This window comes from Zunongwangia sp., from assembly GCF_048269745.1.
GTDB lineage: Bacteria > Bacteroidota > Bacteroidia > Flavobacteriales > Flavobacteriaceae > Zunongwangia.
This window is the reverse complement of record NZ_JBLXIB010000014.1, coordinates 36,280-50,858: the sequence shown is the minus strand read 5'-3', so window position 1 is coordinate 50,858 and position 14,579 is coordinate 36,280. Positions and strand designations below refer to the sequence as shown.

The following is a 14,579-nucleotide window of genomic DNA, read 5'->3' as shown; positions in this document are numbered from 1 at the left end:
TGATGAACTTTTATAATCTTACAAATTCTAAAGCACTATTCTGCTCTTAAATTATCTACAGGATTTTTAAGAGCTGCACCTACAATTCGAAGTCCAATTGTTAATAATGCAATAGCTAAAACTGCCATTATACTTTTTATAAAAATCAGTGGACCAATATTAATTTTATAGGCAAAATCGCCCAACCACCGATCTAAAACATACCACGAAATTGGGACCGCAATAACAGCCGAAAGAACAATCAGTTTTAAAGAACTTTTCGAAAAAACACTTACAATTTGTAGTACAGAGGCACCTAAAACTTTCCTAACACTTATTTCTTTTGTTCTACTTTGAACCATAAAAGTGATTAAACCTAATAAACCAAGGCAGGAAAGAAAAACGATTAATACACTAAAAATCACTAAAACCGACCGCAATTTATTTTCAGCTTTAAATTCATGAGCTACATCTTCAGCAATCCAGGAAGAGCTAAATAAGTTTTCAGGAAAAAATTCATTGTATTTTTTACGAATTTGAGTAGCAACTTCATTTGGGTTTTCAGTCTCAATTTTTATAAGCATATTCCCATATTTCGGATTTTGAATAGACCGAATAATGGTTGGCGCTAAAGGATTTCTGAGTGATTGATTATGAAAATTTTTTACAATGCCAATAGGAATTCCTTTTAGCTGTTTATAAGGCTTATTAAGAGTTGTAATATTCAGCCTTTTGGCAGTATATGCAGTAATTAAAATAGGTTTCGCATCTGATAATCCATTCTTTTCTTCGGAAAGGTCTTCTGCAAGGCTTTTTTCAGCAGAAAATTCATTTTGGAATCCTCTTCCTTCTATTAATTGAAGCTCTAAAGTTGAAAAGAAGTTTTTATCGGCATCGATATACCAGGTATCAATTTTATTTTCTGGAGATTGCGGATCTTCTATTTCTCGATGAAAGGTCCCGCCAACACTAGAGGGAATCCACTGCCCAATACTGGCATTTTTAACACCTGCAATTTTTTTAATTTCCTTTTCGAAAGCCTCTCCTTTATCTCCCCAATTCGTAAAATTTATTCTAAATAAGTTTTCTTTATTAAAACCAAGATCCTTAGTATTTAAAAATGCTAACTGATTATTCACAACTAAAGTTCCAACGATAACCCCTATAGTGATAACAAATTGCAGGGTAACTAATCCCTTTCTAAATATTTCTGAATTTTGGTTAGCCTTAAAAGTATTACTTATTCCTTTTTCTGAATTGGGCTGAGAAATAATCAAAGCCGGATAAATTCCTGTTAACAAACTAACACTTCCTACTGCTAAAAAGCTAATCGTTAATAATTGGATATTACCAATAATAGTTAAGGAAAACGTTTGGTCTAAAAAGCTTTCTAAACTTGGTAAAAACAAATAATACAGAGAAAGACCTAAGACATAACTTATCCCGAAGAATAGAAAAGATTCTGCTAGAAACTGCGCAATAAGACTGCTACGGCTTGCCCCAAGTACTTTTCGTAATATGGTATCTTTATTTTTTTTGATGGTTCTTGCGGTACTAAGGTTTATAAAATTAATGCAGGCGATAACTAGTAATAAAACCGCTACGCAAGACAGAATGGTTATCGTATTTTTATTTCCTTTTATGGTTTGAAAATAATTATTAGAGTTTAGATAAATATCTTCTATTGGCTGTAATGAAAATCTTAGATTTTTTTGAGTTGTAGGTAAATCACTATACCAATTATTAGCTGTTCGAATAAAATCAGCTTCAGAAACACCTGGTTTTAATAATAGATATTGATTAAAATTAGGGGTAAATTTATTGGAAGAGAATTCAGTAAATTTAGGTTTCTCAATTACCATCACATCGGCACGAAGATGTGTGTTTACCGGCAAATCTTTGATAACTCCAGAAATATAATATTCCGTATTACTACCAAAATTGGAAACATTTTCAATAATTTTCCCTACTGGATTTGAATTTGGAAAATACTGATCTTTAATTTTCTTAGAAATTATAAGATTGGGATAACCTTCTACAAACTGGCTCGGTGTGCCTTGAAGTACTTTAAAATCTAATATTTCCAAAATGGAAGGATTTGTTTCCAGCGTTTGTAATTGAACAGGATCTTGCTGTAACTTAAAATTGGAAACTCTATTTTCTATTCGTGCATAAGTCTCTACCTGATCAAAGTTTGCAGCTAATTGAGGCCCTAAAGGAGCAGCGATCGAAGCGTTTTTTTTATCCAAAGCTGTATTTTCTTCGATAAGCCTATAAATACGATCCCCTTTACTCCAATCCTTATCATAACTAAGCTCATTAATTACTACCGTAGCAATAAGCAGAAAAGCAGCAAGCCCAATACTAAGGCCAATAATATTAATCCCTGAATATACTTTACTACTCTTTATATTTCTAAATGCTATTTTAAAATAACTCTTAATCATACTTACATTTTTTTGGTGTAAAACCTATAAACTTTTCAAAGCATACAGTTCAAAAATCAGATATTGATTTATTCATTTTCTATTCTGTTCGTAATGATTTTACCGGATTTTGCAATGCGGCTTTTACCGTTCTAAAACTTATGGTGGCAACAGCAATTAAAAGTGATAAAACGCCTGCGGCAATAAAAAACCAGATGCTTAATTCAATTCTGAATACATAATTCTGTAACCATTCATTGGTGAAATACCAGGCAATAGGTGTTGCGATCACAAAAGCGATTCCTACCAGAATTAAAAAATCTTTGGTTAACAGCAAGGTGATATTGGTGACTCCCGCACCAACAATTTTCCGTACGCCAATTTCTTTGGTTCGTTGGGTTACTACTAATATCGACATCGCGAAAAGCCCAATACAACTTAAAACGATGGCGATAATCGATCCGCTGGTGATCATGCTGGTTAGGCGCTTTTCAATTCTAAAGGTGCGATCTATATTTTCATCAAGAAAAGACGCGGCAAATTCGGCATTAGGTTCGATGTTCGCCCAGGCTTTCTCTATCGCATCATAACTTTGTGAAGCCGTATTTGGAGCAACTTTTAGATAAGCATAATAAAGATCCCAGTTTGGATCTACAGAAATGGTAAGTGGCGCAATTTCTCTATTTAAATCCTGAAAGTTATAATCTTTAAGCACCCCGATAATCTTATAATTTCGGTTGCCTCCAATAGGGATCATTTTATTTAATGGCTCTTCTTCCTGAAGCAATTTTGCCATTGATTCGTTAATAATCAGGCTAAGACTATCTGTGGCAAAATTTCGGTTAAAATCACGTCCTTCTTTCAGTTTCAGGTCTAATGTTTTTATATAATCATAATCTACAGCTAGTACATTAGTATTAATATTTCTACCCTGATATTCAAATCCCATCTGACTTTCAAAACGGGAACCCGTAGCATCGATTCCCAAAATATTATCGGCACCACTAATGTTTACGATATTAGGATTGTCCTGAAGTTCATTCCGCAGTAATTTTAAAGATTCACGAGCCGATTTTTTACCGTTAAGCGGAAATGCGATCACTTGCTCTTTATTGAAACCTAAATTTTTATTCTGCATATAATGTAATTGCTGCCACAACACCAAAGTTCCCGTAACCAAAAGAATGGCAATACTAAACTGAAAAACCATGAGTACATTTCGTAGCCTGTTTTTACCACTCATATCCAGTTTCCCTTTTAGCGACTGAATGGTTTTTAATTTTGAAAGTAATAATGCAGGATACCCACCGGCGATTAAGGTGATTATCGCCAAGATGAGTAAAAATCCAAGGATCATCGACGGATTTACGATAGTGCTGAATTCAGCCGGAATTCTGAATAGCGACTGAAAAGGATCGGCAATCAAAAGACTTATCAGTAAACCAATAATTGCTGAAGTAAGAAAAATAAACACGCTTTCTGCCCAAAATTGAATAAAAAGCTGACTTTTTGCAGCACCCAGCGTTTTGCGCATTCCAATTTCTTTTAGTCGCTTTGTGCTTCGGGCAATGCTCATATTAATAAAATTTACGCTGGCAATTAGGATGATAAGCATTCCTATCCCAAAAATCAGGTAAGGGTAACTTTTGGAAACTTCAAAAAGATGGTTTTTCACTTTTACAAAATGCCAATCGGTAATCGGCATTAGCTTTAGCTTTTTAAAGTTTCCCTCGGCATTTGGTTGTGCGCCATCACGCTCGGCATCTTCGATATCTCCTTTAAAATGAAGATTAGTGAATTCTTGAGCATTTTTTTCAAAATCGGTTACGGCAACACCATTTTCTAGTTGTACGTATACATGATGATTTCTATTTCCCCATTCGCTTAAATTTTCCTGATAATCCCGCATGTTTTCGATAGAAACAGCAATATTAAACTTATCATTAGTGTTTTCAGGCAGATTTTTTAGCACAGCACTAACTACAAATGGTTTTAATTGACCGCCCATTTGAATATCTATTGCCTTGCCGACAACATTTATTTCTCCAAAGATTTTCTTAGCACTTTCAGCAGTGACTACCACCGAGTTTTGATGTTCCAACGGATTATTTTTTGTTCCGTAGCGAATGGGAAAAGAAAACATCTTAAAATAATCGTTGTCCAAAAACGCCACATCTAACAGCAATTCTTTCTCACCCTTTTTTACCAGATTATAAGCTTCACGGTATCGGCTAGTATATTTAACCCCAGGAACTTCTTCTTTTAGCGTAGGCGCCATAGCTAGCGGCTGAGTGATTGTTGCTTTTGCGCCGTTTGGTTTTTGCGAAACAAAATAGGATATGAATAAACGATCTTTATTTTCATGAAAATTATCAAAAGAAAGTTCGTAAACTGAAGCTATACTGAGCAATATAGCAGCAGCAAAGGCAATGGATAAACCAAGAATATTAAGTCCTGTAAAGGTTTTGTCTTTGATGAGATTTCGCCAGGCGATCTTGATATAGTTTTTAAACATGATTGATGAATTTATTCGTTCCTTAAGTTATCCGCGGGGTTCTGCATTGAGGCTTTTACCGTCCTGATGCATAATGTTATTAAGGCTATAGCCAAAGCAATAGCACCGCACTTGACAAAGAGCCATCCATCAATTGAAATGCGATACGGAAAATCCATCAGCCATTTATCAATCGCATACCAGGTGATAGGAACCGCTATTAAAATGGAGGTAAACACAAGCAGCAGCGAACCTTTAGAAAGCAGTGTCGTAATCTGCAAAACCGAAGCTCCCAAAACCTTGCGAATGCTTATTTCTTTAATCCTATTTTCGGCCATGAAGGTGATCAGTCCAAAAAGCCCGAGACACGAAAGCACCACTGTAAGAATGCTGAAAAGAAAAAGCATATCTTTCAATTTTTGCTCAGCTTTAAATTCTTTGGCAAGTGTTTCTTTGATCCAGAGATGTTCAAAGATGGCATTGGGGAAGAACTCCTTGTATTTATCGTGTATTCTCTTTAAAATATCACTAGGCAGTGCATCTGCCACGCGAAGAAGAATTGAACCACTATTAGGAGATTTATCACCATTAATAATCGTTGGGGTTATAGGGTTTCTTAGCGATTCGTTGTTAAAATTCTCAACGATCCCCACAGGTATACCCGTAATTCCTTTCATAGGTCTGTTTAGCTCATCTACGCCCAGTCTTTTTGCAGTGTATTCTGTGATAAGCAGTCGTTGTTGTACGTTTCCTTCTTTAGAGGTGTCTTTTTCTTTTTTGGCTGCAGCCAAAACGGAAGGATCATCAAGCCATTTACCTTTTTTTAATTTTAGTTCTAATGTTTTCCCTAGATCTTTATCTCCATCGATAAGCCAAATCTTCATTTTCTGGCCTTCATTCAACGGGTCCTCGACAGTCATTGATCCACTTCCCCCATATACTGCAGGCTGCCAACCAGAAATACTGGCATTCTCCACCCCTGGAATATCTTTTAGCGCTTGCTTAAAAGCTTCACCATTTTCTCCCCAATAGGTAAAGCCCAGTTGTAACAGGTTTTCTTCATTGTATCCCAGATTTTTAGTGCTTAAAAAGGTCAGCTGCTTATTGACTGCCACGGCCGAGACCAGGACGCCAACGGTAATTGTAAACTGTGTAATTACAAGAGCTTTTCTATAAAAATCTGCTTTCTTTTTACTGGTAAAGGCCTTGCTCAAAATGGCGTTGGGCCTTGGCTTTATCATTAAAATTGCTGGGTAGAGTGCAGTTAAAATTCCCACGCAGAGCAAGACCGTTAGAATCCCAATTAAAAATTCGCTGCTTTTCCAAAGGCTTATGATTAATGGTGTTTCTACGAAAGAATCAAGAGAAGAGAAGAGGATCTGATAAAAAAAGATTGCTAGGAAAAAGCTAAGTGTAAAATACAGTAACGAATCAATGAGGTATTGTGTAAAAAGCGCTTTTTTGCTCGCTCCCAAAATCTTTCTCACTGTGGTTTCTTTTATTCTTTTTGAAATTCTTGCCGTAGTGAGATTGATAAAATTGGTACAGCCTATGAAGAGCAGAAGGATTGCAACTGCACTAAGGATGATGACGTTTATCTTACTTCCACGAATTCTTTGTCTGGTTAATCCATTAGAATTTAAATAAGTATCCTCTAAGGGTTGAAGTTTAAAATCAAGATTCCAGCCTGTGTTTTTCATTCTTTCGTCGAACCAGGTATTGAACTTTTCGCTAAATGCAGCGAGAGAAGTTCCTGGTGATAGCAGTAGAAATTGTTGCCCCCAGGTACTGGCACCTTCCGCATTTAAAATATTATCAGTTTTTCTAGATGGACTAATCAATAGTCCCTCAGACCTAAAGATTGAATTCTGTGGAATTTCCTCTATGATCCCCGTGATTATTACATCTTGTGCTTGAGAATAGTTTGAAACTTGCTTGATGATTTTACCTACTGGGTTAATCGTGGGGAAATACTCATCCTTTATTTTTTTGGTAATAACCAGATTAGGGTAACCTTCTGTTCTATTTTGGGGAGTACCATTTAGAATTTTTAAATCTAGTAAATCCCAAATAGTCTCTTCTGTCCTTAAAAATTCAATATTAAATCCTTGTGTGTTGTCTATTTTAAAATCAGCTTTAACGGTTGTGAGCCGGCAGTAGGCTTCCGTCTCTGGAAGGTCATTTTTGGCTTCCGGACCTATAGGAAGTGGTGAGTTTATAGTAATGTCTCCATTATTTTGAGATAGAATCCTGTAAATCTGTTCTGATTTATCCCACTGCTTGTCATAGCTTAACTCATTTACAACTACAGTTGCTACCAGCAAACACGATAATAAACCAATTGTCAAACCTGCAATATTGATGAATGAGTAGATTTTATTACTCTTTAAATTTCTCCAGGCAATTTTTATATAATTTTTAATCATGCTGATTGATTTTGATTGATGAATTATTCTGTTCTTAGGGATTTTACAGGATTAGCAATTGCAGCTTTGATGGCCTGAAAGCTCACCGTACATAGGGTAACCACTAAGGCTCCTGCACCTGCAGCTACAAAAACCCATATTGAAATATCGGTTCTATACGCAAATTTTTGAATCCACTGTTGCATCAGGTAAAAAGCAATAGGTGATGCGATGAGCAATGCGATAATTACCAGCACCACAAAATCTTTAGACAGTAAGAGCCATAGATTAGGCACTGATGCACCAAGCACTTTTCGCACTCCTATTTCTTTGGTGCGCTGTTCGGCCACAAAAGAGGCTAACCCAAACAAGCCTAAGCAGCTAATAAGCATAGCAAGAAGCGTAAACACTTTGGCCAGGCTTGCAATACGTTCTTCCGTGGCAAACTTTTTAGCATACTCTTTATCTACAAAATCATAGGAAAATGGAGCATCGGGAAAATAATTTTTGTAAACCGCTTCTACGGTAGCCAGGTTTTTACTCATACTTTGGTTTTGATTGAGTCTTAAACTCCAGTAACTCGCACTTTGATACTTATCAAAGGCATAGACAGCCTGCTTTACCAAATTATACGGCGACTGTGCAATTACATCCTTTACAACCCCTATTATTTTATATTCGGTATAGTCAACCCCCTTTTCACCTGTTGCTAAAATTTTACCTACAGGATTTTGCATATTCATATATCGGGCGGCAGACTCGTTAATGAGTACGGCACTTGAGTCTGAGGGAAAGTCCCTGGAGAATCCCCTTCCTGCAATCACCTCAAGGCCTAAGGTTTCTGCATACTCGTACGAAACCATCGAGTAGCTAAAATCTGCTTGAAAATCTTGAGGTTTACCCACCCAGCTAATGCCAGACCGTGTAGACCATACATCTGTAGAAGGACTGCTTGAAGAAGCCATTTCGGTTACTGCCCCAGAGGCTATAAAAGCATTGCGCATCATATCGCTTTTGCCCCAAAATTCAGCCCCCCGCAACGGTATCTGTATCAGCCCGCTGGTATCATAACCTATAGGCCTGTTTTTGCTGAATTCAATCTGTGACATCACAATCAAAGTGCCAATGATCAAGGCTATAGAAACACTAAACTGTGTGATTACCAGAATTTTTCGAGGTAGCGCAGCCATTTTCCCCGCTTTAAAGCTTCCTTTTATAACTTTTACAGGTTTAAACGAAGACAAATACAGGGTGGGATAGCTGCCTGCAATCAGCGCTGTAACACTTATAAACACGAGTATTGACGCCCAAAAAACCATGCTATCCCAAGTGAAAACAATGCTTTTGTGGGATAGCGTATTAAAGGCATTTAAAAAGAGTAGCACCAGCCCCACAGCTAGTATAAAAGCCAGGATCACGATCAGAAACGATTCGGTTAAAAATTGCTTGACGAGTTGATTTTTTGTGGAGCCTATAGCTTTACGAATACCTACTTCCATCGCCCGCTTTTCAGAACGCGCTGTACTGAGGTTCATAAAATTAATACACGCCAGTACCAAAACCACAAGACCAATACTGCTGAAGAGCCACACATTTTCTATAGGCCCTCCGCTTTGTTGCCCATTTTCAAAATGCGTATACAAATGCCAGCGGTTCATAGGCCATAAGAAAAACTCCGGATTGTATTTTACCTGTTCAGGGTCTCTATTCTTCTTTAAGGGCGCGATTAATTTTGAAACTTCGCTAAGCTTAACCCCATCGGCGACTTCTACAAACAGCTGAAAAGAATCGTTTCCCCATTGATCTGCGGCATTCTTGATCCAGCTTCGGTTTGCGTACAGGGACCAAGGCATTAAATAATCTAAACCTGCAAAATCATTTCCCGTAGGGATGTCTTTAAAAATACCGGCAACCATCATTTTATATTCATTGTCAACGGTAAGCGTTTTACCTGTTGGATCTTCATCACCAAATAAGGTGGTTGCTGCGGTTTGGGAAAGCAATACAGAATTGCTATCATTCAATGCTTCAGATTGCCCACTTATAAATTGTAAATCAATGATATTCCCAAATTCTGGTTGTACCGAATACCCGTGCATCAACAGGGGATTAGCATCTACTTTCATAAACCGCTCCCCTTCCCAGGAAGCCATGCTTATATTCTTGAACTTGTCTTTAAATTCTTCGCGTAAAGCAAATTCAAGCGGACGCGGAATTGCATTATCGGTATCTATTTCCCCGTTATAATTTATGTTTTGATAAACCTGCGCAATTTGATTCTTGTTTTTATAATGCTCGTTGTAATTGAGCTCGTCTGCCACCCAAAGCCCAATCATAAGCGTTACCGCCATACCCAGCGCCAGCCCAAAGATGTTTATTGCTGAATAGCCTTTGTGTTTTAAGATATTCCGCCAAGCGATCTTGATATAGTTTTTAAGCATGATTGATGAAATTTTATTCTGTTCTCAAAGATTTTACCGGGTTTACAATAGCAAATCTTATGGTTTGTAGTGCAGTAATAACAAAAACAACTAAAAAGATAACACTACCGGATATTATAAACATCCACCATTTTAACTGTATTTGGTAAGCAAAATTATTTAACCAATATTGGGCATAATACCAGCTTATCGGTATTGCTATTAATGAAGCAATAACCACTAACACCAAATATCTTTTTCCGGTGAGATTTATAATATCAACAATTCTGGCCCCTAAAACTTTTCTAACACCTATTTCCTTTATATTTTGATTTAAAGTTAAAGTAACCAAAGCGAATATTCCTGAAATCGAAAGCACAATAGAAAGTAATGAAAAACAAAAAAACAATGTTTGAAACCGTTTCTCATTTTTGTAAAGATGATTATAAGCATCATCTAAAAATGAGTATTCAAAAGGAGTTTCAATTCCCATATTTTTCCATTTCTCTTGAATGCTTCTCAATAATACCGAAGGATTATTAGTAGTATAACGAATTGCTAGATAATTAAACTGATTTCTCCACGGATGGCTTGTAATTATAAGAGGTTCAACCTTATCGTGTAAAGAAGAAAATATAAAATCATTTACCACTCCAATAATCTTGTGATTGCCATCTCTAGAAATAGTTTTTCCAATAGGCTCTTTCCAGCCCAATTGTTTAGCTAGAGTTTCGTTTATAATATATCCGCGGGAAAGGCTGGGCTTATCGGAAGAGTAATATTCTCCTTTTTTTAATTTGAAATGAAAAGTAGATAGCAAATCAACATCAGCATCTAACTGATGAATCATAATTGATGTTTCACTATTTTCAGGAATAAAACCATTTTCAGTAATCCCATCATGCGGTACTTGAGATAGCGCAGTTACAGAACTCACTCCAGTAAACTGAACAATTTCGTTTTTTAAGAGAGAGGCTGCTTGCTGTGCCTTGTCTCCAGTAAGTGGTAAGATAATAATATGATCTTTATCAAAACCTAAGGATTTATTTTTAGCATACTGAAGTTGTAAATTAACAACTATGGTACAAGTAATAAGAATGGCTGTAATAGTGAATTGTATTATAAGCAAATTCTTTTTATACCCCTTAGAATGTTTAATATGAGTTGTTTTAAAAGCCTTAGCAGCATTTAACGAAGAAAGATAAAACGCAATGTAACTTCCAGCTCCTAAACCTATTATAATAATAAGAAATAGACTAAGAAGTGAAATGTAAAAAAAGGTATCATGTGTAAAAGTTAAATTTTCACCCAAAACACTAGAGTAAAGCGGTATAAACAAATAAAAAAGACAAACTCCGAAACTAAATGCAAATAGAGCTATTAAAAAGGACTCGCTTAAAAACTGAAAAACAAGTTGTTTACGTGAAGCTCCAATCACTTTTCTTACCCCAATTTCCTTTAAACGGGAAACAGCTTGTGCAGTAATAAGGTTAATAAAGTTAACTGAAGAAATAAGGAGTATTAATAAAGCTACAATACTAAAAACATAAATGTTGGTCCGTGTATTTTTAGAATTAGCGGTGTAATAAAGATGTACTTTATTAATAGGTTGTAATTTAGCAGTTACTTTAGCTCCTAATGTTTCCCAGTCTTTATTAATTTTTTCCCATAAAAAATCGGGTAATTTTTGTTGTAAAACTTTCGCTTTTGCATTTTTTTGAAGCTTAACATACGAAATGTAATTATTGCCTCCATTCCATCCCATAGAATACCTATCGGGTTCTTTATAGAGAGTTGAAAAAGATAAAAGAGCTTGAAATTGAATATCAGAATTTGCAGGTGTCTCTGCAACCACACCGGTAATTGTATACTCTTTTTCTCCATTTAATTGTATCATTTTACCTAGAACATCTGTAGTATTAAAAATTTTCCGGGCTAAAGGTTGGGTAAGCACCATACTGTATGGTGCTTTTAAAGCAGTTTTAGGATTTCCTCTAAGGAATTTAGATGAGAATAATTCAAAAAATGAAGAATCGGCAAAAGCCAGATTTGTCGATTTTATATGGGTATTGTTATGAATGAGAAAGGCTTCATGATTAGGAGAAAATCTACAAAACGATTCGATTTCAGGAAATGTCTTTGAAACATCAGGAGCGAAAGAAGGAACAAAATATGGATTATCTTCCAAATAGCTTCCTTCTTTAGTCGTTTCTTTAAATTGAAAACCAACGCGATAAAGCAGATCTTTGTTAGCATAAAAATTATCGTAACTTAACTCATTGGTAATATACAAAGCAATTAGCAGTACAGAAGCTATTCCAGTTGCCAGTCCCATAATATTAATACCGGCTATTAGTTTATTCTTCCAGATATTCCGCCAAGCGATCTTGATATAATTTTTAAGCATGATTGATGAAATTTTATTCTGTTCTCAAAGATTTTACCGGGTTTTGTAATGCGGCTTTTATACTTTTAAAACTGATGGTGATTAAAGCAATAGCTAATGTTATGATAGCAGCCAATATAAACTGCCACAGATTTAAATCGATTCTATATGCAAAATCCTGCAACCATTTTTGCATAAAATAATATCCTAACGGAAAAGCAATTATAAATGCGACGAAAATCAATTTGACAAAATCTTTAGCGAGCATCCCTACTATTTCAGTGACATTAGCTCCTAAAACTTTACGAATGCCTATTTCTTTAAAACGTTGTTCTGTCGCAAAGGTGATTAGGCCGAATAAACCAAGACAGGCGACAAAAATGGTTAGCAAGGTGAAAATGCTAAGAATTGCACCCATTTGTTGTTCTTTGCTATAGGTTTGAGAAAAAGAGTCGTCTAGAAATGTGTATGAAAACGGTTCATCTAGGTTAAAATCAGACCATTTTTTTTCTGCAAAATCTAGGATATTTGCGATGTTTGCAGTGGTAGTTTTCATTATTAGCCCTCCATAAGGATTATAGGCTAATACCAAAGGGTCTATTTGATGATGTAAGGATTTAAAATGGAAGTTTTTAATTACACCAATCACTGTAAATTCTTCGTTTTCTGGGTCTGCAGCTCTTTTAAAGGTTTTTCCGATCGGATTTTCTCCCAGATTTAAAATTTTAGCGGCTTCTTCATTGATTATGGCTTTATTAGATTCATTTTTTAATTCCGTAGAAAAATTCCTCCCTTTCAAAAGTTCAAGTCCCAGCGTGGGAATATAATCTTCGTCTACATCGTAAAAGAAAAACTTCCGTAGATATTCATCATTTTTAAAAATACCGCGCATGTGATTATCGGTTTCTCCTGCCGGAACAAACGCCGATTGGCTAACGCTGGTGATTTTGGGGTTCTTTAGTAGTTCTTTTTTATAAGATTTTACTTTAGTGCTTCCCATTTTATAAGCGTCACGCAAGATGATTACCTGCTCTTTTTGATAACCTAATTTTTTATGCTGAATAAATTGCATCTGATTATAGACCACAATAGTTGCAAGTATAAGTGCAGCTGAAATCACAAATTGAAAAACGACCATTGCGCTTCTTAAATGATTTCGTTTTCCTGAAGCCGAAAGCTTATTTTTAATGGCCATTAGTGGTTTAAATGAGGAAAGAATAAATGCTGGATAACTGCCAGAAAAAAGACTCACTAAAATAACGAAGCTTAGCAATAGTAAAATACTTTCTAAGTTGAAGAAGTTGAGTAATTTCAGTTCTTTTCCTGCCATCGTATTGAAGAGGGGTAAAGACAAGGCGATTAAACCTATGGCCAGTAAGATGGCAAAAAGTGTTGTGATGAATGATTCGACCAAAAATTGAGTGATTAATTGCTTCTTGGCAGAACCTAAAACTTTTCGAATCCCAACTTCACGACTACGTTTCGTAGCGGTTGCGGTTGCCAGATTCATAAAATTGATACAGGCAATAAGCAGCATGAAAATGGCGATGGCGCTAAAAATGTACACATATTTTATATCTCCAGAAGGAGAAAGCTCAGTATTTGGTGCAAAATCTGAATATAAATGGATGTCCTTTAATGGTTGTAAAAACAAACCAATATTGTTGTTCTTCTGAAACTCTTCGTAAGAAATACCAATTGCTTTTTGAACCTGATCACCCATATATTTTTTTAAGAGTCCCGGAATTTGTGTTTCGATGCTACTAAGCTGGGTGTTTGGCTCGAGTAATACATAGGTAGCAAAACCGGAAGTCACCCATGAATTAGAAGTATGACGAGGATTGTGATGCATAGGAATAAAGACATCCATTTGCAGATGGGTGTTATGAGGGATATTTTCAAGTATGGCAGTAACTTCTAAATCCCCTTCAACTTCTTTAAGGTTGATTTTTTTTCCTATAGGATCTTCATTACCAAAATATTTCTTAGCTTCTGAAGAGGTAAGCACTACACTATTTGGCTTTATAAGCGGGGTATTAGCATTTCCTTTTATAAAGCGCAGATTAAAAATATCAAAGAAATTAGGATCAACATAAGCGGCTTTTATGTTTTCAAAAGTGGTATTATTATATCTAATTTCAGGATTATAAATTTTACTAAGACGCGTTGCATTTTTTACCTGCGGAAAATCTTTTTTAAAGGTTTTGGCTACGGGAGCAGCAACTACAGCTTCCTTCAGTTCTTCACTATTTACATTGCCACGAAGCATCACTCTGGCGATATCATCGGCATTGTCATAAAATCGATCATAACTCAGCTCATCCCAAACATAGATCGCGATTAAAATACAACTGGCCATCCCGATAGCAAGACCACCGCAATTCAGAAAAAATGAGGACTTATTCTTAAGAAGATTCCTCCAAGCAATTTTGATATAGTTTTTAAACATGATGTCTTCTAATTTGATTG

Annotated in this window: 6 protein-coding genes; all 6 read right to left on the bottom strand. The window is 35.8% G+C overall.

Annotated features, from left to right (window positions below; translation table 11 throughout):
• Positions 1 to 35: 35 nt before the first annotated feature.
• Entirely contained in the window at positions 36 to 2,426 is a 2,391-nt protein-coding gene (locus tag ACN0WI_RS14345) for an FtsX-like permease family protein (protein ID WP_417887730.1), read from the bottom strand.
• 79 nt (positions 2,427 to 2,505) lie between these two features.
• On the bottom strand, positions 2,506 to 4,920 hold the full coding sequence (locus ACN0WI_RS14340; protein WP_417887729.1) for an ABC transporter permease: 2,415 nt from the start codon (positions 4,918 to 4,920) through the stop codon (positions 2,506 to 2,508).
• An 11-nt stretch (positions 4,921 to 4,931) separates the two neighbouring features.
• Positions 4,932 to 7,325: an ABC transporter permease gene (locus ACN0WI_RS14335; protein ID WP_417887728.1), complete on the bottom strand. Its 2,394-nt coding sequence runs from the start codon at positions 7,323 to 7,325 to the stop codon at positions 4,932 to 4,934.
• 23 nt (positions 7,326 to 7,348) lie between these two features.
• Entirely contained in the window at positions 7,349 to 9,745 is a 2,397-nt protein-coding gene (locus ACN0WI_RS14330) for an ABC transporter permease (protein WP_417887727.1), read from the bottom strand.
• 13 nt (positions 9,746 to 9,758) lie between these two features.
• Positions 9,759 to 12,131, bottom strand: coding sequence for an ABC transporter permease (locus ACN0WI_RS14325; RefSeq protein WP_417887726.1), 2,373 nt, complete (start codon positions 12,129 to 12,131; stop codon positions 9,759 to 9,761).
• A gap of 13 nt (positions 12,132 to 12,144) precedes the next feature.
• Positions 12,145 to 14,559 carry an ABC transporter permease gene (locus ACN0WI_RS14320; RefSeq protein WP_417887725.1) on the bottom strand — a complete coding sequence of 805 codons (2,415 nt, stop codon included), beginning with the start codon at positions 14,557 to 14,559 and terminating at the stop codon, positions 12,145 to 12,147.
• Positions 14,560 to 14,579 lie beyond the last annotated feature (20 nt).

What these genes read in the sequence shown, in the direction of transcription:
- ACN0WI_RS14345 (WP_417887730.1), bottom strand. Translation starts at nt 2,426, where the DNA reads ATGATTAAGAGTTATTTTAAAATAGCATTTAGAAATATAAAGAGTAGT.
- ACN0WI_RS14340 (WP_417887729.1), bottom strand. Translation starts at nt 4,920, where the DNA reads ATGTTTAAAAACTATATCAAGATCGCCTGGCGAAATCTCATCAAAGAC.
- ACN0WI_RS14335 (WP_417887728.1), bottom strand. Translation starts at nt 7,325, where the DNA reads ATGATTAAAAATTATATAAAAATTGCCTGGAGAAATTTAAAGAGTAAT.
- ACN0WI_RS14330 (WP_417887727.1), bottom strand. Translation starts at nt 9,745, where the DNA reads ATGCTTAAAAACTATATCAAGATCGCTTGGCGGAATATCTTAAAACAC.
- ACN0WI_RS14325 (WP_417887726.1), bottom strand. Translation starts at nt 12,131, where the DNA reads ATGCTTAAAAATTATATCAAGATCGCTTGGCGGAATATCTGGAAGAAT.
- ACN0WI_RS14320 (WP_417887725.1), bottom strand. Translation starts at nt 14,559, where the DNA reads ATGTTTAAAAACTATATCAAAATTGCTTGGAGGAATCTTCTTAAGAAT.